Source organism: Pseudomonas sp. LBUM1655, from assembly GCF_059716085.1.
Window position 1 is genome coordinate 1,277,187 of sequence record NZ_CP166801.1, and the last position, 23,125, is coordinate 1,300,311.

At 59.8% G+C, this 23,125-nt stretch carries 18 protein-coding genes; 7 read left to right on the forward strand and 11 right to left on the reverse strand.

The annotated features are described in order from the left end of the window. Positions 1-38: 38 nt before the first annotated feature. The 3 genes from ACA074_RS05580 to ACA074_RS05590 all read left to right on the forward strand — a co-directional run bounded on the left by ACA074_RS05580 (position 39) and on the right by ACA074_RS05590 (position 5,326). Complete coding sequence (locus ACA074_RS05580) at positions 39-1,151, forward strand: efflux RND transporter periplasmic adaptor subunit (RefSeq protein WP_401270628.1); 1,113 nt, start codon at positions 39-41, stop codon at positions 1,149-1,151. Between the two features lie 6 nt (positions 1,152-1,157). Beyond that, positions 1,158-4,226 carry an efflux RND transporter permease subunit gene (locus tag ACA074_RS05585; RefSeq protein ID WP_497678579.1) on the forward strand — a complete coding sequence of 1,023 codons (3,069 nt, stop codon included), beginning with the start codon at positions 1,158-1,160 and terminating at the stop codon, positions 4,224-4,226. Between the two features lie 842 nt (positions 4,227-5,068). Next, entirely contained in the window at positions 5,069-5,326 is a 258-nt protein-coding gene (locus ACA074_RS05590; RefSeq protein WP_497678580.1) for a DUF6124 family protein, read from the forward strand. A 60-nt stretch (positions 5,327-5,386) separates the two neighbouring features. Here ACA074_RS05590 and ACA074_RS05595 read toward each other — a convergent pair whose 3' ends face one another. Genes ACA074_RS05595 through plsB form a run of 3 tightly spaced genes read right to left on the reverse strand, consistent with a single transcriptional unit; the run spans position 5,387 to position 9,058 of the window. Beyond that, complete coding sequence (locus ACA074_RS05595) at positions 5,387-6,076, reverse strand: DUF4197 domain-containing protein (protein ID WP_401270635.1); 690 nt, start codon at positions 6,074-6,076, stop codon at positions 5,387-5,389. A 27-nt stretch (positions 6,077-6,103) separates the two neighbouring features. Further along, positions 6,104-6,502, reverse strand: coding sequence for a YbaY family lipoprotein (locus ACA074_RS05600; RefSeq protein ID WP_497678581.1), 399 nt, complete (start codon positions 6,500-6,502; stop codon positions 6,104-6,106). A gap of 54 nt (positions 6,503-6,556) precedes the next feature. Continuing rightward, complete coding sequence (gene plsB / locus ACA074_RS05605) at positions 6,557-9,058, reverse strand: glycerol-3-phosphate 1-O-acyltransferase PlsB (protein WP_497678582.1); 2,502 nt, start codon at positions 9,056-9,058, stop codon at positions 6,557-6,559. A 238-nt stretch (positions 9,059-9,296) separates the two neighbouring features. Here plsB and ACA074_RS05610 point away from each other — a divergent pair, with 238 nt between their 5' ends. Next, on the forward strand, positions 9,297-9,506 hold the full coding sequence (locus ACA074_RS05610) for a cold-shock protein (protein WP_277760767.1): 210 nt from the start codon (positions 9,297-9,299) through the stop codon (positions 9,504-9,506). 100 nt (positions 9,507-9,606) lie between these two features. Continuing rightward, positions 9,607-11,655: a hypothetical protein gene (locus tag ACA074_RS05615; protein ID WP_497678583.1), complete on the forward strand. Its 2,049-nt coding sequence runs from the start codon at positions 9,607-9,609 to the stop codon at positions 11,653-11,655. A 271-nt stretch (positions 11,656-11,926) separates the two neighbouring features. Here ACA074_RS05615 and ACA074_RS05620 read toward each other — a convergent pair whose 3' ends face one another. The 4 genes from ACA074_RS05620 to ACA074_RS05635 form a co-directional block, all read right to left on the reverse strand. Continuing rightward, positions 11,927-12,304 carry a hypothetical protein gene (locus ACA074_RS05620; RefSeq protein ID WP_497616654.1) on the reverse strand — a complete coding sequence of 126 codons (378 nt, stop codon included), beginning with the start codon at positions 12,302-12,304 and terminating at the stop codon, positions 11,927-11,929. A gap of 75 nt (positions 12,305-12,379) precedes the next feature. Beyond that, complete coding sequence (locus tag ACA074_RS05625; protein ID WP_100847319.1) at positions 12,380-13,189, reverse strand: putative RNA methyltransferase; 810 nt, start codon at positions 13,187-13,189, stop codon at positions 12,380-12,382. Continuing rightward, positions 13,189-14,340 carry a succinyl-diaminopimelate desuccinylase gene (gene dapE, locus ACA074_RS05630; protein WP_187680859.1) on the reverse strand — a complete coding sequence of 384 codons (1,152 nt, stop codon included), beginning with the start codon at positions 14,338-14,340 and terminating at the stop codon, positions 13,189-13,191. The genes ACA074_RS05625 and dapE overlap by 1 nt, the downstream gene beginning before the upstream one ends. A gap of 97 nt (positions 14,341-14,437) precedes the next feature. Next, a complete protein-coding gene (locus ACA074_RS05635; protein ID WP_497678584.1) occupies positions 14,438-17,029 on the reverse strand; it encodes a glycosyltransferase in 2,592 nt (863 codons plus the stop codon). A 214-nt stretch (positions 17,030-17,243) separates the two neighbouring features. On the opposite strand from ACA074_RS05635, the gene tcdA reads away from it, so the two are divergent. After that, positions 17,244-18,062, forward strand: a complete 819-nt coding sequence (gene tcdA / locus ACA074_RS05640) for a tRNA cyclic N6-threonylcarbamoyladenosine(37) synthase TcdA (protein ID WP_187680857.1) — start codon at positions 17,244-17,246, stop codon at positions 18,060-18,062. Positions 18,063-18,177: 115 nt separating this feature from the next. Here the strand turns inward: tcdA and ACA074_RS05645 are convergent, their stop codons facing one another. The 4 genes from ACA074_RS05645 to ACA074_RS05660 form a co-directional block, all read right to left on the reverse strand. After that, positions 18,178-18,582 carry a SufE family protein gene (locus ACA074_RS05645; protein ID WP_497678585.1) on the reverse strand — a complete coding sequence of 135 codons (405 nt, stop codon included), beginning with the start codon at positions 18,580-18,582 and terminating at the stop codon, positions 18,178-18,180. Beyond that, the gene (locus ACA074_RS05650) at positions 18,579-19,784 is read right to left on the reverse strand and encodes an aminotransferase class V-fold PLP-dependent enzyme (protein ID WP_401270655.1); all 1,206 of its coding nucleotides are present in this window, start codon (positions 19,782-19,784) and stop codon (positions 18,579-18,581) included. Before ACA074_RS05650 ends, ACA074_RS05645 begins: the two co-directional genes overlap by 4 nt. An 85-nt stretch (positions 19,785-19,869) precedes the next feature. Continuing rightward, the gene (gene dapD, locus ACA074_RS05655) at positions 19,870-20,904 is read right to left on the reverse strand and encodes a 2,3,4,5-tetrahydropyridine-2,6-dicarboxylate N-succinyltransferase (protein ID WP_497678586.1); all 1,035 of its coding nucleotides are present in this window, start codon (positions 20,902-20,904) and stop codon (positions 19,870-19,872) included. A gap of 32 nt (positions 20,905-20,936) precedes the next feature. After that, a complete protein-coding gene (locus ACA074_RS05660; RefSeq protein ID WP_401270657.1) occupies positions 20,937-21,299 on the reverse strand; it encodes an ArsC family reductase in 363 nt (120 codons plus the stop codon). A 185-nt stretch (positions 21,300-21,484) separates the two neighbouring features. On the opposite strand from ACA074_RS05660, the gene ACA074_RS05665 reads away from it, so the two are divergent. Then, positions 21,485-23,116 (forward strand): Na+/H+ antiporter, encoded by a 1,632-nt coding sequence (locus ACA074_RS05665; RefSeq protein ID WP_497678587.1) that lies wholly within the window; start codon positions 21,485-21,487, stop codon positions 23,114-23,116. Positions 23,117-23,125: the final 9 nt, after the last annotated feature.

The window sequence follows — 23,125 nt, forward strand, 5'->3', positions numbered from 1 at the left end:
TAATTATTCCAAGCACCATTAGCGAAAGGTCCGTCATCATGTTCCGCCATGCACTGCACCTCACGTGGCCATTTGCATTGCCAGTCACTCTGGCTTTTTTATTGTCTGCGTGTGGCCAGGAAACGGCGGTGCAAGTCACCGTACGACCGGCCATGGTGGTGCAGCCAGAGCCTTCGGCACAGGCAATGGAAAGTTATCCGGGTGAAGTTCGCGCGCGTTATGAGCCTGATCTGGCGTTCCGCATCGGCGGCAAAGTCAGCCGACGACTGGTCGATGAAGGCCAGCGGGTGAAGGCTGATCAGCCACTCGCCGAACTCGATCCGCAAGACGTGCGCCTGCAACTGGAAGCCACTCGCGCGCAAGTCGCCGCTGCCGAAGCCAATCTCAATCTGGTGCGTGCCGAGCGCGACCGCTACAAGACCCTGATGGATCGGCAGATGGTCAGTCGCTCGGCCTATGACAATGCCGAAAACCTCTTTCGCTCCGGCGAAGCACGCCTCAAGCAAATCAAAGCCGAATTCAACGTCTCGACCAACCAGGCCAGTTACGCCGTGTTGCGTGCGCCCCAGGACGGTGTGGTAGCCAAGCGTTCGGTGGAAGTCGGGCAAGTGGTGGCCGCCGGACAAACCGTGTTCACCCTCGCCACCGATGGCGAACGCGAAGTGCTGATCAGCCTGCCGGAGCAGAGCTTCGGCCGCTTCAAGGTGGGTCAGCCGGTGACCGTCGAACTCTGGACTCAGCAGAACCAGCGCTTCGCCGGACAGATTCGCGAGCTGTCGCCGGCGGCCGATCCGAAATCCCGTACCTTCGCTGCAAGGATTTCCTTCGCCAGCGGCAAAGTCCCGGCCGAGCTCGGCCAGAGCGCCCGGGTGTTCGTGCAGTCCGCCGATGTCGTGTCGCTGTCGGTGCCGCTTTCGGCGCTGACCGCGGAAAATGGCGCTACTTACGTCTGGGTCGTCAACGCCAACAACACTCTGAAAAAGACCCCCGTGCGCGTCGGCCCGTTTGGCGAGAAAACCGTACCGGTGCTTGAAGGCTTGAACGCCAGTGATTGGGTCGTCGCCGCTGGCGTGCATGTGCTGCTCGAAGGTCAGCAAGTGCGTCCGGTGGATCGCTCCAATCGTGTAGTCAATCTGGCGGACAAGGAGTAAGTCCCGATGCGCTTCAACCTTTCCGAATGGGCGCTGCGTAATCGCCAGATCGTATTGTTCCTGATGCTTTTGCTGGCCATCGTCGGTGCGCTGTCCTACACCAAACTCGGCCAGAGCGAAGACCCGCCGTTTACCTTCAAGGCCATGGTCATCCAGACCCGCTGGCCGGGCGCGACGGCGGAGGAAGTTTCGCGTCAGGTCACCGAGCGCATCGAAAAGAAACTGATGGAAACCGGCGAGTACGAACGCATCGTTTCGTTCTCTCGTCCCGGCGAATCCCAGGTCACGTTTATCGCCCGCGATTCGATGCACTCCAACCAGATCCCCGATCTCTGGTATCAGGTGCGCAAGAAGGTCAGCGACATCCGCCAGACCCTGCCGCCGGAGATTCAGGGGCCGTTTTTCAACGATGAATTCGGCACTACTTTCGGCAATATCTACGCGCTGACCGGCGACGGTTTTGACTACGCCGTGCTCAAGGATTATGCCGACCGCATCCAGATCCAGCTGCAACGGGTCAAGGATGTCGGCAAGGTCGATCTGCTTGGGTTGCAGGACGAGAAGATCTGGGTCGAGCTGTCCAACGTTAAACTCGCCACCCTCGGCTTGCCGCTGGCGGCAGTGCAGCAGGCGCTGGAAGAACAGAATGCGGTGTCTACAGCAGGGTTCTTTGAGACTGGCAGTGAGCGTTTGCAGTTACGGGTCTCGGGGAATTTTCAGACGGTCGACGAGATAAAGAACTTCCCGATCCGGGTCGGCGATCGTACGTTCCGCATCTCCGATGTTGCCGATGTGCGGCGCGGTTTCAACGATCCGCCGGCGCCGCGCATGCGCTTCATGGGCGAGGATGCGATCGGTCTGGCAGTAGCCATGAAGGACGGCGGCGACATTCTCGTGCTCGGCAAGGCATTGGAAGGCGAATTCTCGCGCCTCCAGAAAAACCTCCCGGCCGGCATGCAGTTACGCAAGGTTTCTGACCAACCGGCAGCGGTGAAAACCGGCGTGGGCGAGTTCGTCCAGGTATTGGTCGAAGCGCTGGCGATTGTGTTGCTGGTGAGCTTCTTTTCTCTCGGCGTGCGCACCGGGATGGTGGTGGCACTGAGCATTCCGCTGGTGCTGGCGATGACCTTCGCCTGCATGTATTACTTCGGCATCGGTCTGCACAAAATTTCCCTCGGCGCGCTGGTGCTTGCGTTGGGGTTGCTGGTGGACGACGCGATCATCGCCGTGGAAATGATGGCGATCAAAATGGAGCAGGGCTTCGACCGCATCAAGGCCGCGAGCTACGCCTGGACCAGTACCGCGTTCCCGATGCTCACCGGTACGCTGATCACTGCCGCCGGTTTCCTGCCGATTGCCACGGCGCAATCCGGCACGGGCGAATACACCCGTTCGATCTTTCAGGTGGTGACCATCGCGCTGCTCGCCTCATGGGTGGCGGCGGTGATGTTCGTGCCCTATCTGGGGGAAAAACTGCTGCCGGATCTGGCGAAAATTCACGCGGCCAAACACGGCACGGGTGATGGTCAGCCGGACCCGTATGCCACACCGTTCTATCAGCGGGTACGGCGTTTGGTGGAGTGGTGTGTGGTTCACCGCAAAACCGTAATCGTGCTGACCGTGGGGCTGTTTATCGCGTCGGTGATGCTGTTCCGCTTCGTGCCACAGCAGTTTTTCCCGGCCTCCAATCGGCTGGAGCTGATGGTCGATCTGAAACTGGCTGAAGGCGCTTCGCTGGCGAACACCACCGGTGAGGTCAAACGCCTGGAAGCGATGCTCAAGGATCACGCCGGCATTGATAACTACGTGGCGTATGTCGGCACCGGTTCGCCGCGTTTCTACTTGCCGCTGGATCAGCAGTTGCCAGCGGCGAGCTTTGCCCAGTTTGTGGTGTTGGCGAAGAACATCGAGGAGCGTGAAACGCTGCGCACCTGGTTGATCTCCACGCTGAACGAGCAGTTCCCGGCGCTGCGTTCGCGGGTGACGCGTTTGGAAAACGGCCCGCCGGTTGGCTATCCGGTGCAGTTCCGCGTTACCGGTGAACACATCGAAGAAGTCCGCGCTGTGGCGCGCAAGGTCGCGGCCAAGGTTCGCGAGAATCCGCATGTGGTCAATGTGCATCTGGACTGGGAAGAGCCGAGCAAGGTTGTGTACTTGAACATCGATCAGGATCGCGCCCGGGCACTGGGGGTGAGCACTGCCAATCTGGCGAAATTCCTGCAGAGTTCGTTGACCGGGTCGAGTGTCAGTCAGTATCGCGAAGATAACGAGTTGATCGAGATCCTGCTTCGCGGCACGGTGCATGAACGTACTGAATTGTCTTTGTTGCCGAGTCTGGCGGTGCCGACGGATAACGGTCGCAGTGTGGCGCTGTCGCAGGTCGCCACGTTGGAATATGGCTTTGAGGAAGGCGTCATCTGGCATCGTAATCGGCTGCCGAACGTGACGGTGCGTGCCGACATTTATGGCAAGGAGCAGCCGGCGACGCTGGTGAAGCAGATCATGCCGACGCTGGATTCGATTCGCGCTGAATTGCCGGACGGGTATCTGCTGGATGTTGGTGGGACGGTGGAGGATTCGGAGCGTGGGCAGAAGTCGGTGAATGCCGGGGTGCCGATGTTCATTGTTGTGGTGCTGACGTTGCTGATGGTGCAGTTGCGCAGTTTTTCGCGGACGGCGATGGTGTTTTTGACGGCGCCGTTGGGGTTGATCGGGGTGGTGCTGTTTTTGATGGTGTTCCGGCAGCCGTTCGGGTTTGTGGCGATGCTGGGGACGATCGCGCTTTCCGGGATGATCATGCGTAATTCGGTGATTCTGGTGGATCAGATTGAGCAGGATATTGCCTCTGGGCTCAGGCCTTGGCAGGCGATTATCGAGGCGACGGTGCGGCGCTTTCGGCCGATTGTGTTGACGGCTTTGGCGGCGGTTCTGGCGATGATTCCTTTGTCGCGCAGTGTGTTTTTTGGGCCGATGGCGGTGGCGATAATGGGGGGGTTGATTGTGGCTACGGCGTTGACGCTTTTGTTTTTGCCGGCGTTGTATGCGGCCTGGTTCCGGGTGCGTCGGGAGGGTTGAGCCTTGGCGGCCTTTGGGCCGACCATGCTCTTGGGTTTTGGGTGTATATCCGTTTCTTTGGGCGCTGCGGCTGGTGGTTTCGCTCTTACAGCGAGTCACCTTTTCCAAACGCCGAAAAAAGGTAACCCAAAAGGCTTTGCCCTGACGTTCGGCCCTCGCTGTGGCTCGGGTCCCTTCGTTACGGGATTGATCCGGGGGCATCGCCTCCGGTTTGCTGCGCTGCACCTCCTCTCGATGTGTTTGGCTTCGCCAAACGGTCGCTGCGCTCCCACCCCCCGGATCAATCCCTCCACTCAGCCTGCCGACGGGCTTCCAGATCAAGATCAAGAGCTGCAGCCGAGCTAACGCTCATCCTGTTGAGTGGTGAAGGGCGACGCGGGGCGCGGGCTGTTTTTGCTTTTGCTTTTCTGTGGGAGCGAGCCTGCTCGCGATGGCGGCCTGACAGCCGACCAAGCCCTGAACTGGAGATACTCGATCCAAATGTGGGAGCCAGCCTGCTGGCAATGACGATCTGAAAAGCTAAGTTGTTTGACGGTGTGACGAAAATTCAGAACCTTCCCACATGTTTTTCAGATTGTCCGTCGGACGTGCGATCTCTAGCCTAAGGCTGTCGCTGCAAAAATCAGCGACCGGGTTTCGCAGCCCGGTTAAACTTCAGACGCACAGCGTCCACCATCCGAAAACGGGCGCTTTTTTATGTCTGTGTCATGGCGGCTGTGCGCGGGATACCTTCGGGTATGCCGGGTGCCTGAAGTCCCGGTCTGCGAACCTGCGTACAGCTGCCACCTAACATTCGTTTCGCAGCGAACAGTGGCGGCTCCACTACTTCAGGAGATTTCGCCATGTTCAAACCCACGCCAAACCCGCCCAAACTCTTCAATCATCCCAGCACAATCTTCACCGTCCTCCCCGAAGTCGACTCCGAAACATTACTTGCTAACGCCTGTGAAACGCTGGCCTCAGCCAACATCATGGCCACGGAGCTGGCGTTCACCCTGAGTGGCCCGACGTGTAATCATCTTCTGGGTATTCAGCAGATGATTTCCCTCGCAGAACTGTCGGTGAACCGCGTCCTCGATCAAGTCGATCCGCAAACCTGACGCCTACAAAAAAGCCCGCTGAACGTATGGAGTTCAGCGGGCTTTTTGTTGTTCAGAACATTACAAGGTCCCGAACACCTTCTTCGCCAGACTCGTCGCCGCAGCGGCCGGGTTCTGGCGGATGGTTTCTTCCTGTTTGCCGATCATTTCGAACAGGCCATTGAGCGCTTGCTCGGTGACGTAGTTCTCGACGTTCGCGCTCTTCGCGTCTACTACGCCGAAGGTCGCGGCCTGGCCGGCGAAGGCGTTGTACTTTTGCGCTACGCCGACCTTGTCGGTGGCTTGCTTGACGATCGGCAGGAACTTGGCGCGGATCTGTTCGCGGCTGGATTTGTCCAGGTATTGGGTGGCCGAGTCGTTTCCGCCGCTGAGGATGCCTTTGGCGTCGGCCACGCTCATTTTCTTCACGGCGTCAACGAGGATCGGCTGAGCCTGGGTCACGGCGCTTTCCGCAGCCTTGTTCATGGCGGTTTCCAGTTCTTCGACCTGGGCGCCCATGCCGAAGGCTTTCATCTTGCTGGCGGCTTTGCCGAGTTTGCCCGGCAGTTCGATTTTTACCTCCGGGTTATTGCTGAAACCGCCAGGCGTGCCGAGTTGTTTGACGGCGATTTGCGCGCCTTGGGTCAGGGCATCCTTGAGGCCGCCGGTGGCGTCCTGTTGCGACAGGTCGCTGAGCGACAGTGCCATGGCGCTGGCGGAGATCATCAGGCCCGCGCACAGGCCGGCGAAGCGAAGGGTAGGGCGGAGCATGGCAGCTTCCTTGTTCCAGAAAATGAGTTAACGAGCGGCGTCGACGCGGATCTTCAGCGGCTGCGGGTCGTTGCCGTCGAGTTGCACGGCGTGGTTTTCGGTGGTGATGAACATCAACTCACCGTTGACTTCGATGCGTGCGCTGACCGAGTAGCGGTGGCCGGGTTTGACCTGGGCCGGATCGTAGCTCAAGTGGAAGGGCAGCGGCACCTGGCCTTTGACCGGGCCTTTCTGTTGGTCGAGTACGACGGCTGGCGCGTCGGCCAGTGAAACGTCTTGCAGGCTCACGCTCAAGGTGGCGCTCGGTGGCAGGGCAATGCGTTGCAGGTAGAACACTTCGCCGTCGAGGCCGACCTTGCCGGCGGGTGTGGTCGATTGGCAGGCGCTGAGCAGCGTCGCGGCAGCGAGAATGGTCAGTTTTTTCATGGGAAATCTCCTTTCAATGTGGGAGTGAGCAGGCTCACTCCCACAGGTTGTTCATCAAGCTTCGGGCGGTGTGGCGACCTGATCGGCCGCATCTTCACTGCGGTGCAGCGCCACCTGACGGATCGACAAACGAATCTCCGCCGGCAACACACGTTTCGCCGCGCCTTCGGCCAGTTCGCCGAGCAGTTCGTGGTAGCTCAGCTTGCCGGCTTCGTCGCGGCGCAGCACGTCGAGGTCGAGCAGGGTCTGAATGAAGTGGCGGAACAGGCTCTTGTCGAAAAACTCCGGGGCGTTGAGGCCATGCAGGATCGACAGGCGCTGGGCCATGACGGTGCAGAGGTCTTCCAGTTCTTCGGCGCTGACGGCGTTCTGGCCGGCGTTGAGCAGCAGCGACACGGTCATGTAGAAGCGTTGCAGGGTCTGCGCAATGCTCTTCGACAGCAGGGTCAGCAACACGAAATGCCGCGAACTCGGTGCCGGGCGCAGGTACACCTCTTTTTCGAAACGCAGCAGGCCCTGTTCGACAAATGCTTCCAGCCACTGATCGACCACGGCATCGAGTTCGTCCAGGCTCCAGCGGATGAACAGCTCCGACTGCAAGTACGGGTACAACGCGCGGGTGTAGCGCAGGATTTGGTCGCGGCTCATGCGCGAGGTGCTCTGGAAGAAACTCGCCAGCAGCGCCGGCAGGGCGAAGATGTGCAGCACGTTGTTGCGGTAGTAAGTCATCAGGACGGCATTTTGCTCGTCCAGATAGAGAATCTTGCCCAGTGCGTCGTTCTGCTCGGCCAGTAGATCCATGTCCTTCACATGCTCGATCAGCGCGCGGCCATCGCCTTCCGGCAATGTCGTGTGTGGCGAGTACGGCACCTTGCGCAGCAGCGCCAGATACAGGTCCAGCACCCGCGCCATGGCGCGATCGTCCAGCGCCAGGCGAGTGGTCGACAGCAGCGCCAGCGCCACCAGATTGACCGGGTTGATCGCCGCCGCTTCGTTCAGATGCTGCGCGACTTTCTCGCCGAGGCGATTGGTGGTTTCGTTGAGCCACGCCGGTTTGTACTGCGGGCCGAGTTCCTGCTGGCGCCAGTCCGGTTGCTCGGCGTCGAGGAATTCCGCCAGTTTGATCGGCTCGCCGAAGTTGACGGCGACCTGCCCGAAGCGCTGCTTCAGCGCACCGATGACTTTGAAAATGTCGAAGATCGACTCTTTCTTCTTGCTGGCGCCACGCAGTTCGCCGAGGTAGGTACGGCCCTCCAGCACGCGCTCGTAACCGATGTACACCGGCACGAACACGATAGGCATGCGCGACGAACGCAGGAAGCTGCGCATCGTGATTGCGAGCATCCCGGTTTTCGGTTGCAGCATGCGCCCGGTACGCGAGCGGCCGCCCTCGACGAAGTATTCGACCGGGAAACCTTTGGTGAACAGGGTGTGCAGGTATTCGTTGAACACCGAGGTGTACAGCGGATTGCCTTTGAACGTGCGGCGCATGAAGAACGCACCGCCACGGCGCAGCAGGCTGCCGATCACCGGCATGTTGAGGTTGATCCCGGCGGCGATGTGCGGCGGGGTCAGGCCGTTGCGGAACAGCAAGTACGAGAGCAGCAGGTAGTCGATGTGGCTGCGGTGGCACGGCACGTAGATCACTTCGTGACCCTGGGCGACCTTTTGCACACCTTCGATGTGGTTGACCTTGATGCCGTCGTAGATCTTGTTCCAGAACCAGCTCAACACCACCTCTAGGAAGCGGATCGCGGTGTAGGTGTAGTCCGAGGCGATCTCGTTGCCGTAGCGCAGAGCCTGGGCCTTGGCTTTTTCCGGGGAGATGTTTTCGCGCTCGGCTTCGTCGAGGATCGCTTGCTTGACCAGTGGCTGGTTGAGCAGGCCTTTGACCAGGTTGCGGCGGTGGGAAATGTCCGGGCCGATCACCGCTGCCTTGAGGTTGCGAAAGTGTACGCGCAGGATCCGCTGGGCCATGCGCACGGTGCGCTCGTGGCCCTTGTTGTGTTCGATCAACTCGCGCAGGTGGATCGGTGCGGAGAACTGCACACGAGTCTTGCGCCCGAGAATCATGATGCTCAGCAGCCGGCGCAGACGCCCGGTGACCGCCCAGCTGTCGGCGAACAGCAGCTTCCACGGACTGTTTTCGCTGTCCGGTGACTGACCCCAGAACACACTGACTGGAATGATCTGCGCGTCTTCGGCGGCGTTTTGCGTGAGGGCGCTGACCAAACGGGTCAGGGTTGGCGGGGCACCGCGCTTGTCCTGACGGCCGAGCCAGTCCGGGTCCGGTGTCAGATAGAAGAACGCGGCAGGCTCAATCAACGAACCCACCGATACCGGCAAAACCGGACGCGGCAGACCGGCCTTGGTGCACTCGGTATCGAGCACGGCCAGATCGGTCAGCGATGGGTTTTGCAGGACGTAGAACACCGGACGACTGCGGTCGAGGTTGAGGGTGAACGACGACTGGTTGATCGTCTCCGAGCGAACCCAGAGGTACAACAGTCGGCGCAAGGTGCCAAACACAAGACGGCGAAACGGGGAGCGGGTCATACGGCTTCTGCGTGAGTTGATAAAACCGAGCGTTTGCTCGGGTGGGCGCTAGTGTGACGGATTCATCGAAAATCGGCAAAAAAGCGGCGAAGTAAACTCCGGTTGAGAGTTTTCGTGCCTGTCATATACTCGGCGCTCTGTCGCCGGGGCCCTTTTATGGACGTCGGACGCAGGCTGACGTTCCTCAAAGGCTTTCCTGCGAAAAGCCTGTTCAATAATAAAAAAGGAGTATGAACAGATGGCAACACGTGAAACCGGCAACGTGAAGTGGTTCAACGACGCCAAGGGCTACGGCTTCATTCAGCGTGAAGACGGGGTGGACGTGTTCGTGCACTACCGCGCGATTCGCGGCGAAGGGCATCGGTCGCTGACCGAAGGCCAGCAGGTCGAGTACGCCCTGATAACTGGCGAGAAGGGTTTGCAGGCGGAAGATGTTGTAGGCCTGTAAATCCAGGATCAAAAGATCGCAGCCTTCTGCAGCTACTACAAAAGCTGCCGCAGGCTGCGATCTTTTTTTGGGTGTGAAATTTCATCCAACGCTGCGCTGTATGAATAAACACCCTGTCAGATCTGACAGTAGACAGCTTTTGTTCTCACGGCTACTTTCGCGAAAACGTGCCCTGGAGCCCGTATTTTCAGGGCTCTACCTACGCGAGAGGAAAGCGGTCATGTGGAAGGGTATTTCGATTTTGCTGGTCTTGGGGCTTTTCGGGTGCTCAGGTCAGACGACCTCCGAAAATGCTTCTCCGGAACCGCTCGCTCGCGTAATGACAGGCCTGGCATTGCCACAACAAGAACCAGGTATTTCGGCGGCGCAGCCAGCGATATTCAAAGTGGTCGACGCGCCGGGAGGCGAGTTGAATGTTGATACCCTCGGCACAGAGGCCACTGTTCAGGTGAATTATCCGAGTCAGGCGCCTAGGGACACCGTCGGTGTGCGCCTGACCGGTGTGGCGTTGCGTGATGCGCCAATCCAGACCGTGTCCACCGTGGGCACGCTGACCTTCAAGTTGCCCAAAGCCTGGATCAGCGAAAACAAGGGGCGTACGGTCAACCTGACTTACACCTACAAGGTCGGCGGTGTCGGAAATCTGATTACCTCGTCCCCACTGAGCATCCGCGTGGTCAGCGCGCAGGGCCAGAGTGTGTTCAAGGTGGTCGAAGCCCCGACGGGCGAGTTGAATGCCGATACGCTCGGTACCGAAGCCAACGTACAGGTCAGTTATCCGAGCCTGGCAGCGAAGGACACCGTCGGTGTGCGCCTGACCGGTGTGGCGTTGCGTGATGCGCCAATTCAGACCGTGTCCACCGTGGGCACGTTGACCTTCAAGTTGCCCAAAGCCTGGATCAGCGAAAACAAGGGGCGTACGGTCAACCTGACTTACACCTACAAGGTGGGTGGTGTCGGAAATATGATTACCTCGTCCCCACTGAGCATCCGCGTGGTCAGCGCGCAGGGCCAGAGTGTGTTCAAGGTGGTCGAAGCCCCGACGGGCGAGTTGAATGCCGATACGCTCGGTACCGAAGCCAACGTACAGGTCAGTTATCCGAGCCTGGCAGCGAAGGACACCGTCGGTGTGCGCCTGACCGGTGTGGCGTTGCGTGATGCGCCAATTCAGACCGTGTCCACCGTGGGCACGCTGACCTTCAAGTTGCCCAAAGCCTGGATCAGCGAAAACAAGGGGCGTACGGTCAACCTCACTTACACCTACAAGGTGGGTGGAGCGGGCAGTCTGATTACATCGTCATCGCTGCCCGTGCGGGTAATCGGTACGGTGCCGGAAGGCGATGGGCAGCGCGTTGCCAATGATCTTAATGCACAGTACGCCGATACGCGGCCAAATTGCGGCAGTGCTTCTCTACCTGCGGCGTTGTGTTCAGGTGTCATATTGCGGGCGACGATCAATGGCACCGGCTATCGCGCCTGGAACCCCAGTCCGCTTTCGCAGCAGAACGGTGGCGTTTCATTTTTTTACTTGCGTAAAGATGCGCGCTTCAAAGGATTTCCCGCCAGCTATCCAAACACCAGTGGTTTCATTTTTTTTCCATCTCAGCAACGCCCGGCGGGGAGCGTGGAAGTTCAGGTTCTATGCATTTTTCCCATAGACGGAGGCAGTGACATAAGGGCTGATCAGGGCTGTGGCGTATCCCGTAACTATCCAACGGTCAGTCGCTCATGCGAACAGCAGGGAATTACCACTGCTGCAGGATGGCTCAACCATTACAACCAGGGGCCCGCAGGATGGAAATACCAGCGTCAGTGTGGGTTCAATGTCCGATCCAGTCAGGGAACGCTTGCAGCCAATACGTTTTATCAGGGAATACTGGCCATGAATTTAATGGGGGCCGAGTCTTTCAACTCGTGGAATGAAATCCGTCTGGCGACATGGCCACAGAACATCCATACGACCATTCCGATCAAGGCGTTCTTTTATACGAGTAACGGTTTGGCGGATGCCCGATTCAACCAGCAGGACTTTTACAAGTATTCCAGCAAGGCAGTGCCGATCATCAAAGTGACATTGCCCAGAACGACTGCAGAGTCAGCCCGGTTCGAATTCAACAAGGGTGATCAGGTCGTGGGTAGTTGGAACTGAGGAGAGGAGCAATGATTCGAGGTTCAGAGCTATGAACTTCAGGATCAAAAGATCTCAGCCTGCGGCAGCTCCTACAAGTGTATACATCACCCTGTAGGCACTGCCCGAGGCTGCGGTCTTTTTTGAGTGAGAATGCCCTGAAAGCATTACTGTACGAATAATCACTCTGTCAGTTATGACAGTATGCGGCTTTTTTTCAGGCCTGCCGTCGCGGAACAAGACCCCTGTAAATCAGAGTTTTCAGGGCTCTGTCCGTTCGAGGGGATTGAAATCAGGCGGTCTTCCAGGTGATCTCTTCTTCACCATCGGCGCTGATGCGCATCCAGCGATCCGCCGTTTCCTCGCCTTCTTCCTCGACCCACGTCCCCGGCGCACAACGCACTTCGACGTTCAGCGCAGCAAACGCGGCCCGGGCGCAGGCGATGTCGTCATCCCATGGGGTCGCATCGCTTTCCAGGTACAGGCTGTTCCACTTGCCCACGGCTTTCGGCAGCCAGGTCACCGGGACTTTGCCTGCCATGCACTTGTAGGTTTGGCCTTTCTGCACCCAGTCGCTGCACGGGCCCAGCGCTTCGCCCAGCCAGGCCGAAATGGCCTTGTGGTCGACGTCGGCGTCTTTCAGGTAAATCTCGATATCCGGTTGGCGCATGGATGTCCTCACTGCGGGTCTGAAAAATCCATTCGCGGATTTAGCCGGCCCCGGGCATTTGCCCGAGACCAAAAGTTATTGAAGAACGAAATAATCGTAGCGCATCGACACGGTGGTCTCGAACGGCTCGGCCTGTTCGATCACCGCCGCGCGACGCTCGGCGCTGGCACGCCAGCCGTGGGGCGTCATCGCCAGCAGGTTGGCGCGATCCTCGGGCTTGTCCAGCGTCAGTTTGAACTCAAGCGTCTCACTGTGCGCCAGCGCCATGCCTTCCGGCACCAGGGCCAGATGCTTGTCGTCGGTGTACTCACGGACTTCGTCGTATAGACGTTCGCGCAACTCCATCAGATGGCCACTGGTCGGGCCGACTTTCATCAGCCCGCCGCCTACGCTGAGCAGACGCTTGGCTTCTTCCCAATCCAATGGACTGAAAACACTGGCCAGGAACTGGCAACTGCCCGACGCCAACGGCACGCGGGCCATGCTGGCGATCAACCAGGTCAGTTGCGGATTGCGTTTGCAGGCGCGTTTGACCGCTTCACGGGAGATGTCCAGCGCGTAGCCATCGGCATCCGGCAGGGCCTCGGCGATCTGCGCGGTGTAGTAACCCTCGCCACAGCCGATATCGACCCAGCGCGCCGGCGCGTAACTCGCTGCCAGCTCCGCCAGACGCTTGGCCACCGGCGCGTAATGCCCAGCGTTCAGGAAGTCGCGGCGGGCCTCGACCATTGCCTGATTGTCGCCAGGATCGCGGCTGTTCTTGTGCTGCACCGGCAACAGATTCAAGTAACCCTGACGCGCACGGTCGAAACGATGCCCGGCGGGGCAGACCACGCCGTTATCCACCGCATTCAGCGGCTCACTGCAGATCGGGCACGCAAGCATCAGGCAAGCAACTTGATCAGAGTCTGGTAGTAGATCTCGGTCAATACGTCGAGATCGGCCGCCAGTACGCGCTCGTTGACCTGGTGAATGGTCGCATTGACCGGGCCCAGTTCAACCACCTGAGTGCCCATGGTCGCGATGAAGCGGCCATCGGAAGTGCCACCGCTGGTAGACGCCTTGGTCTCGCGGCCGGTGATGTCCTTGATGCTCGCCGACACCGCGTCAAGCAGTGCGCCCGGCTCGGTGAGGAATGGCAGGCCGGACAGCGCCCAGTCGATGTGCCAGTCCAGGTCATGTTTGTCGAGGATGTCGGCAACGCGTTTCTGCAGGCCTTCAACGGTGGATTCGGTGGAGAAACGGAAGTTGAACACGGCCACCAGGTCGCCCGGAATCACGTTGGTCGCGCCGGTGCCGGAGTTGACGTTGGAAATCTGGAAACTGGTCGGCGGGAAGAAGTCGTTGCCGTGATCCCAGTGCTCGGCGGCCAATTCGGCCAGCGCCGGAGCTGCCAGGTGGATCGGGTTCTTCGCCAGATGCGGGTAGGCCACGTGGCCCTGAATACCCTTGATGGTTAGCTTGGCACCAAGCGAGCCGCGACGGCCGTTTTTGACCACGTCACCCACCAGCGTGGTGCTCGACGGTTCGCCGACGATGCACCAGTCCAGACGCTCGTTACGCGCGACCAGACGTTCAACCACTGCCTTGGTGCCGTGGTGCGCCGGGCCTTCTTCGTCGCTGGTGATCAGAAACGCGACTTTGCCTTTGTGGTTCGGGTAGTCGGCGACGAAGCGCTCGGCGGCGACAGTCATCGACGCCAGGCTGCCTTTCATGTCTGCCGCGCCACGGCCGCAGAGCATGCCGTGTTCATCGATGATGGCGTTGAACGGGTCGATCTGCCATGCAGTCACCGGGCCGGTCGGCACTACGTCGGTGTGACCGGCGAAGCACAGCACCGGGCCGTCGTTGTTGCCATGGATGGCCCAGAAGTTATCCACATCCTCGATGCGCATCGGCTCCAGGGTGAAACCGGCATCACCTAGGCGCTGCATCATCTGCTTCTGGCAATCGGCGTCGACCGGCGTCACGGACGGACGGCGGATCAGGTCGATGGCGAGTTGGAGGGTCGGCGAAAGGTCGGCGTGGGCCGTCATGGAGAACTCCGGAATCTGGGGGCAAGGCGCGTAAAATGGCGGTTATCTTAAAGCAAAACGGCGACCATTGGCCGCCGTTTAGTGCATCGATGAGGATTTAGACGGCCGGTGCTGGCTCAGGTGCCGCCGAAGGTTTTGGCAGCGACGACAGGAACGCCATGATCAATGCCGCCAGGTACGGCAACGATTGCACCAGCAACATGACCACCCAGAAGCGCATGTCGTTGCTTGGAATACCCTGCACCAGGTAGATCCCCAGCGCCGCGCCCCACAACAGCAGCATGATGAACAGCTCTTCCCGCGCTTCGGAAATCGCCACCCAGAAGCCATGGTTGTCGGCGTTTTTCGGCGTGCGGAAGAACGGAATGCTGCTGGTGAAGAAGCCGTACAACACCGCTTTGGCGATGGTGTGAGACAACGCCAGACCCGCCAGTGCCGCGCAGAATGCATCTTTCAGGTTCACGCCCACCGCGCGGCGATACAGGAAGATGATCTTGCCGACCTTGAACACGAACAGTGCCAATGGCGGGATCGCGAAGATCAACAGTGGCGGATCGACCCGTTGCGGCACGATGATCATAGCCGCCGACCACAACAGTGCGCCGACGGTGAAGAAGATGTTCATGCCGTCCGCCACCCACGGCAACCAGCCCGCGAGGAAGTGGTAACGCTGGCCACGGGTCAGTTCGGTGTCCTTGCCGCGCAGCAGGCTGCCGGTGTGACGCTTGATGATCTGGATTGCGCCGTAAGCCCAGCGGAAACGCTGCTTCTTGAAGTCGATGAACGTATCCGGCATCAGACCCTTGCCGTAACTGTCGTGGTAATACGCCGCCGACAGGCCTTTTTCGAACACGCGCAGACCCAGTTCAGCGTCTTCACAGATGCACCAGTCGGCCCAGCCCAATTCTTCGAGCACCGAACGACGGGTCATGGTCATGGTGCCGTGCTGGATGATCGCGTCGCGGTCGTTACGGGTGACCATGCCGATATGGAAGAAGCCTTTGTACTCGGCGTAACAGAGCTTCTTGAAGGTGCTTTCGTTCTGGTCGCGGTAATCCTGCGGCGACTGCACCACGGCAATTTTCGGGTCGGCGAAGTGCGGCACCATGTGCTTGAGCCAGTTCGGATGCACGCAGTAATCGGAGTCGATCACCGCGATCACTTCGGCATCCTTGGCAGTGTGCGGAAGCAGATAATTCAACGCGCCGCCCTTGAAACCTGCCAATGGCGCGACGTGGAAGAACTTGAAGCGCGGGCCGAGGGTTTCGCAGTAGTCGCGCACCGGTTCCCACACCGCCGGGTCCTTGGTGTTGTTGTCGATGATCAGGACTTCGTAGTCCGGGTAATCGAGGGCGGCCAGGGCGTCGAGGGTCTGTTTGACCATTTCCGGCGGCTCGTTGTAGCAAGGCACGTGGATCGACACTTTTGGCCGGTAGCTGGAGTCGCCTTCCACGGGCAGGAATTCCCGTCGGCGTTTGTGAATCCACACCGCTTCGGCCAGTTCATGGGCCTCGGTGAGCAACACGATAAATACCCCGAGCGCCCCGAGCGCCAGGAGGAAGCCCACTGTCAGGCTGAACCACGTGCTGTATTGCAGGCTGTAGTCGTAACCGATCCATACCAGCACCGACCCGCAAAGGAAGGCGATAAAGGTCAGGAAGATCCGGCCACGCTGGCGCAGGGCCGAACCGTCGATCATCAGCAAGGTCAGCGACAACAGCGCCAGTACCACCGAGCCAACCGCCAGCACACGCCATTGCGGGATCGCCACCACCGGGCCTTCGAAGTTGAATTTCTGCTGACGCGCGGCGTTGAACACGCCCCAATACGCGCCAACCGAACCTTCGTCACTGGCTTTCCACGGCTGGTCGAACGCTTCGATCACGAAGTAGTTGAAGCCCTGGCGGTTGAGCTTGTTGACCAAAGTTCGCAGGTAGATCGCCTGATCCGCCGGCGACGCATCGGCGCCGCCGCGCATTCGGCCGTTGCTCGGCCAGCCCACCTCGGACAGCAGCAGCGGTTTTTTCGGGAACATCTTTTTCAGGTCGCGGGCGCGGTCGAAAACGAACTGGCCGGCCTTGTCGACCGGGATGAATTCCCAGTACGGCAGAACGTGAGCGGCAATCAGATCGACGTGCTTGGCCAGCTCCGGGTGTTCTTCCCAGACGTGCCATTGCTCGGAGGTGGTCACCGGTACTTTGACGGCTGCGCGTACGCGATCAAGCAGCACGCTCAGTTGCTCGGCAGTGATTTCCTTACGGAAGATCGCTTCGTTGCCGACTACCACGCGAACCACGCTGCGCGAGGTGTTCGCCAGTTCGATGGCGCGAGTGATTTCCCGCTCGTTGCGCTCCTGATCGGGGCTGATCCAGATCCCCAAGGTCACGCGCAAACCAAATTCTTCCGCCAGTTTCGGGATGTCTTGCAGCGAGCCATCGACCGAGTAGATGCGGATGTTGTCCGTCAGCTTGCTCATGATCTCCAGGTCACGGCGCATTTCTTCGTCGGAAGGGTACTGATCCTTCTGCGGGAATTGGCCCTGCTGGAACGGCGAGTAGGAGAAACCGGAGATCTGCTCCGGCCAGTTGGGCGCGGAGACCGGGCGATTGATCAGCGCCCAGAAGCCGGTGAACAGGGCGGCGATTGCCAGAACCACCACCAGGTTGAGACCAAATTTACGCGATGACATAGCTGTTTCGGGTTCCAAAGGCTGTGGAACGGAGGATCGGTAGGCTATACGCCAATGGGGCGCGCATCCTACACCGGTAGTTCGCAAGTCGTACAACAGACAGGGAATTGCCTGACATTGGGCAATCCGCTTTGACTTAAGTTCTTACACTTGTAGATCGAAGGTTAAAACTTGTCGCTGCGTAGCCCTATAATGCGCGCCGGTTTTTGGGGTAATGGTCATGAGTACAGAAGATCCGCGGTTTGCAGGCATCGCCCGTTTGTATGGCATCGAAGGCATGGAGCGCTTGCGCGCGGCCCATGTGGCGATCGTCGGCGTCGGTGGCGTCGGCTCCTGGGCGGCGGAAGCCATCGCCCGTTGCGGCGTCGGCGAAATATCCCTGTTCGATCTGGATGACGTTTGCGTGAGCAACGCCAACCGCCAGTTGCATGCGCTGGACAGCACCGTCGGCAAACCGAAGGTCGAGGTGATGGCCGAGCGACTGCGCGGGATCAACCCGGACTGCACCGTCCATGCGGTGGCGGATTTCGTCACTCGCGACACCATGGCCGAATACATCACGCCGAACATCGACTGCGTGATTGACTGCATCGACGCCGTCAACGCCAAGGCTGCGCTGATCGCCTGGTGCAAACGCCGCAAGATCCAGATCATCACGACTGGCGGTGCGGGCGGGCAGATTGATCCGACGCTGATTCAGGTCTGCGATCTGAACCGCACGTTCAACGACCCGTTGGCTTCGAAAGTGCGATCCACGCTGCGTCGTGACTACGGTTTCTCGCGCACCGTGACCCGTCACTACAGCGTGCCGTGTGTGTTTTCCACGGAACAACTTCGCTACCCGAAACCGGATGGCAGCATCTGTTTGCAGAAGAGTTTTGTCGGTGATGGCGTGAAACTGGACTGCGCGGGCGGGTTTGGCGCGGTGATGATGGTGACGGCGACGTTCGGCATGGTCGCGGCGACCAAGGCTGTGGATAAGATTGTGGCGGGTGTTCGGCGGCCGGCGGATCGAGTCAAACCTCAGGTTTGATGCCGGGGCTGATGGCCTCATCGCTGGCAAGCCAGCGCCCACAGGTATTTGGTAGGTTCACTGCATTTGTGAACACCATAGAACCTTGTGCGAGCTGGCTTGCCAGCGATGGCGATTAACTCGCCAACTCATTCATCCGCTGGAGCACCGCATTGAGGCCATTGCTGCGCGACGGCGACAACTGCCGCGAAAGCCCTAGCTGGCTGAACCAGTCCGGCAAATCCACCTGCTGCAATTCAGTCGCCGACAACCCGTTGACCCGCAACAACAGCAATGCCACCAACCCGCGAATCATCCGCGCATCACTGCTGGCGCTGAATTGCCAGTGGCCGTCCTGCAACTCGCCCAGCAACCACACTTGGCTTTCACAGCCATGCACCCGGTTGGCATCGCATTTATCCGCGTCGCTCAGCGGCGGCAGACGGTCACCGAACTGCATCAGCAATCGCGCCCGCTGTTCCCAGCCGGCAGCGCTCTGAAAGGTTTGCAGCGCCTCGGCGGCATCATTCGGCAGGCTCATCGCAACAACTCCAGCGCCTGATCCAGCGCTTCGAAAAAACGCTCCAGATCCTCGGAATCGTTGTACAACGCCAGCGACACTCGAATCGCCCCGGCCAGCTCGAAGCTTTTCAGCAACGGCATGGCGCAGTGGTGCCCGGCGCGCACGGCAATGCCTTGCTCGGTCAGCAGATGCGCGAGATCGGCGTTGTGTACGCCCTCGACGACAAAACTGGCCAGGGCCAGTTGCGGCTTGCCCAGTAGACGAATGCCATTGCGGGCAGCGAGGCCGCGCAGCAGATAGTCGTGCAGCGCCGCTTCATGAGCGGACACGGCTTCCTGATCCAGCCCGGCAAGATAATCGAGGGTCGCACCGAGGCCGATCACGCTGGCAATCGGCGGCGTGCCGGCTTCAAAACCCAGCGGGGCAGGGCGGAAGCGCGAATCGTGGTAGTTGGCTTCCAGCACCATTTCACCGCCGAACTGCCACGGCTTCAGCTGTTCCAGCGCTTTATTGCGCCCGAACAGAACACCGAGGCCATCGGGGCCGTACAGCTTGTGGCTGGAAAACACATAAAAGTCACAACCAAGCGCCTGCACGTCATGTCGACCGTGCACCACACCTTGGGCGCCGTCGACCACAGTCAGCGCGTTCTGCGCCTTGGCCATGCCCAGCAGCGCCGGCAACGGTTGCCACGCACCCAGCACGTTGGACAACTGACTGACCGCCAGCAAGCGGGTGCGTGGGCCGATCAGGTGCACGGCGGCAGCGAGGTCGATTACGCCATCGTCATCCAGCGGCAGGATCACCAGTTTCAGATCGCGACGTTGTGCCAGTTGCTGCCACGGCAGCAGGTTGGCGTGATGCTCCAGGGCGCTGATGACAATTTCATCGCCCGGATGGAAGAGGTGCTCCAGGCCATACGCCAGGAGATTCAGCGCACTGGTGGCGCCGTGGGTAAAGATGATTTGCCCGCTGTCACCGGCATTCAGCCACTGGGCCACCTTGAGCCGACTGTCTTCGAACGCCTGTGTCGCGTGGGCACCGGGAAGATGCTGCGCGCGATGCACATTGGCCGCGCCGTTGGCGTAGTAATGCGCCAGCGCGTCGAGCAAGGCCTGAGGTTTTTGCGTGGTGGCGGCGTTGTCCAGATAGGTCTGGTCTTGCCGTTGCAGGGCGGCGATGGCCGGGAAATCGGCACGCCAGGGGGAGGGAATCATCACGGTTCATAGCCCTGGTGAAGAGGGGCGGAATTACGCCAAACCTTGTGGGAGCGAGCAGGCTCGCTCCCCCAGGTGCTTACAGCACTTAGTTGTGAGCGTGCAGCGCTTCGTTGAGTTCGATCGCCGATTTGTGGGTTTTGCACTCCACGGCACCGGTTTCCGAATTGCGACGGAACAGCAGGTCGGTCTGACCGGCCAGTTCACGCGCCTTCACGACTTTGACCAGATTATTGTTCTCGTCCAGCAGCGCTACTTTGGTACCGGCGGTCACGTACAGACCCGACTCGACAGTGTTGCGGTCGCCCAACGGGATGCCGATACCGGCGTTGGCGCCGATCAGGCAGCCTTCGCCAACCTTGATCACGATGTTGCCGCCGCCCGACAGGGTGCCCATGGTCGAGCAACCGCCGCCCAGGTCCGAACCCTTGCCGACGAAGACGCCTGCGGAGACGCGGCCTTCGATCATGCCCGGGCCTTCGGTGCCGGCGTTGAAGTTGATGAAACCTTCGTGCATCACGGTGGTGCCTTCGCCCACGTAGGCGCCCAGACGCAGACGCGCAGCATCAGCGATACGCACGCCGGCCGGTACCACGTAGTCGGTCATTTTCGGGAACTTGTCCACCGAGAACACTTCCAGCAGCTCGCCGCGCAGACGGGCTTCCAGTTGCAGTTCGGCCAGTTCGCTCAGGTCGATTGCGCCCTGGCTGGTCCACGCTACGTTCGGCAGCAGCGGGAAGATACCGGCAAGGCTCAGGCCGTGCGGCTTGACCAAACGATGGGACAGCAGGTGCAGCTTGAGGTAGGCCTCAGGTGTCGAGGTCAGCTGCACATCTTCAGCCAGCAGCGTGGCAACCAGCGGCTTGTGGCTCTCGGCCAGACGGGTCAGCAGCTTGCCTTGAACGGCGTCGATACCTTTGACGGCTTCAGCCAGTTGCGCAGCCTGTGCGGTGGTGAAAGTGATGGCCTGGTTGCCTTCGGTGTAACCGAGGATCGGTGCAACGGCAGCGACCAGTTCGGCCGAAGGATTGAGCAGTGGCTGTGCGTAGAACACTTCCAGCCACGCGCCTTGGCGGTTCTGGGTGCCGACACCGAAAGCGATGCTGAACAGGGAATTGGACATGTGAATACCTCTACAAAAAAGTGACGGGCTGCTTATTTGATCGCGGCCGCGTAGATGTCTGGCTTAAAGCCAATCAGGGTTCGGTCACCGAGATCGAGCACCGGGCGCTTGATCATCGAGGGTTGAGCGAGCATCAGTTCGATGGCTTTCGACTGGTCGAGATCGGCTTTACGTTCGTCGTCGAGTTTGCGAAAGGTCGTGCCTGCACGGTTCAACACCGTTTGCCAGCCGTGCTCGTCACACCATTGAGTCAGGTGCTCACGGTCGATGCCGGCAGTCTTGTAATCATGGAAGTCGTAGCTGACAGCGTGTTCATCGAGCCAGGTGCGCGCCTTCTTCATGGTGTCGCAGGCTTTGATGCCGAAAAGGTGCAACGTTTTACTTGAATCGGTCAAGGAATCGCCCCCTTTACAGGTGCTGGAAAAAAATGGTGTCGGATTATGCCATGACCCTTCAGCTAATACGCAAAACCTGTGGGAGCCGAGTTTCAGAGGGCTGCGACATAGGTGCAAAGGCCAGGCACAGCCTAAGCGGCTAATATGGCAGTTCAACGCTGTCGATCGTCTGAGATTTTCGCTTTATGCAAACTGCTTACACCGTCCTGATCCTGCTGATGCTGGTCAGCATCTCGCGTCTGGTCGGACGGGTAATTCCGCTGCCGCTTCCTCTGGTACAAATCGCCGCCGGCGCCCTGTTGGCCTGGCCAACACTTGGTCTGCACGTGGCGCTGGACCCGGAGCTTTTCCTGTTTCTGTTCCTGCCACCGCTGTTGTTCTCCGACGGATGGCGCATGCCCAAGCGTGAGCTCTGGCACCTGCGTGGGCCGATTCTGACACTGGCAGTCGGGCTGGTGCTGTTTACCGTGGTGGGCGCCGGGTATTTCATTCACTGGTTACTGCCAACGATTCCGCTGCCCGTGGCTTTCGCATTGGCGGCGGTGTTGTCGCCAACGGACGCCGTAGCGGTCTCGGCCATTTCGCAAAACCGCTTGCCCACGCCGCTGATGCACATGCTGCAAGGTGAAGCGCTGATGAACGACGCTTCGGGTCTGGTGACGTTCAAGTTCGCCTTGGTCGCAGCGGTGACCGGGGTGTTCTCGCTGGCTAATGCGAGCCTGACGTTTGTGCTGGTGGCGGTTGGAGGGTTGGCCGTCGGGGTGGCGTTGAGCTGGCTGGTGGGTCGCCTGCGCGCCTGGATGATTGCCCGCGGCTGGGACGATCCGGCTACCCATGTGGTGTTTATGTTGCTGCTACCGTTCGCCGCGTATGTGCTGGCCGAACGATTGGGGGCTTCGGGCATTCTGTCTGCCGTGGCGGCGGGGATGATGCAGAGCTGGCTCGATCTGCTGCCGCGTCAGACCAGCACTCGCCTGCTCAATCGCAGTGTCTGGGCATTGCTGGAGTTCGCCTTCAATGGTCTGATCTTCCTGCTGCTGGGTCTGCAATTGCCGGACATCATCAAGGCCGTTGTCAGTCATGAGCCGACACTCTGGCCGACGCTGCTGTATCGCTGCCTCGACGTGGTGGCAATTTTTCTAGCGCTGGTGGTGCTGCGATTTGTCTGGGTACAAAGTATCTGGCGTTTGTCAGTGCTCCTGCGACGTTTGCGCGGCAAGGGTGATCTGACCCAGGTGCCCACCGCGCGATCCTGCTGGCTGCTGACGGTGGGCGGTGTGCGCGGTGCGGTGACGCTGGCGGGTGTGATGTCAGTGCCGATGCTGATGGGAAGCGAAGCGTTTCCCGAACGGGATCTGCTGATTTTTATCGCCGCCGGGGTGATTCTGCTGTCGCTGATTTCGGCGTGTATCGCGTTGCCATTGCTCCTGCGAGGCATTCAGAAGAGCCCCGACGAAAAGCGCCGTCAGGAAGTGCGCGATGCCTGGCGCAAAACTGCCGAGGCCGCGATTCATTCGTTGGAGACCGAAGAACTCGCACCGCAAGACGCCGCACAAGCGGCACTGGCAGCGGAACTGAAAGCACGGATCATGTCCGAGTATCGCCATCAACTCGACGTGTTCAACGATTCCGCCGAAGCCCAGGCGCTGGCGTTCCAGATGGATCTGCTGGAACGCCGTTTGCGCCTGAAGGCACTACGTGCACAGCGTCTGGAACTCTACAGCCTCAGCCGCCATCACCAGATCGGCGATGACGTACTCAGAGAGGTGCTTGGCGAGTTGGACCTGAGCGAAGCCAATCTGGGGCAGGTCAAGTAGTCGTGAACG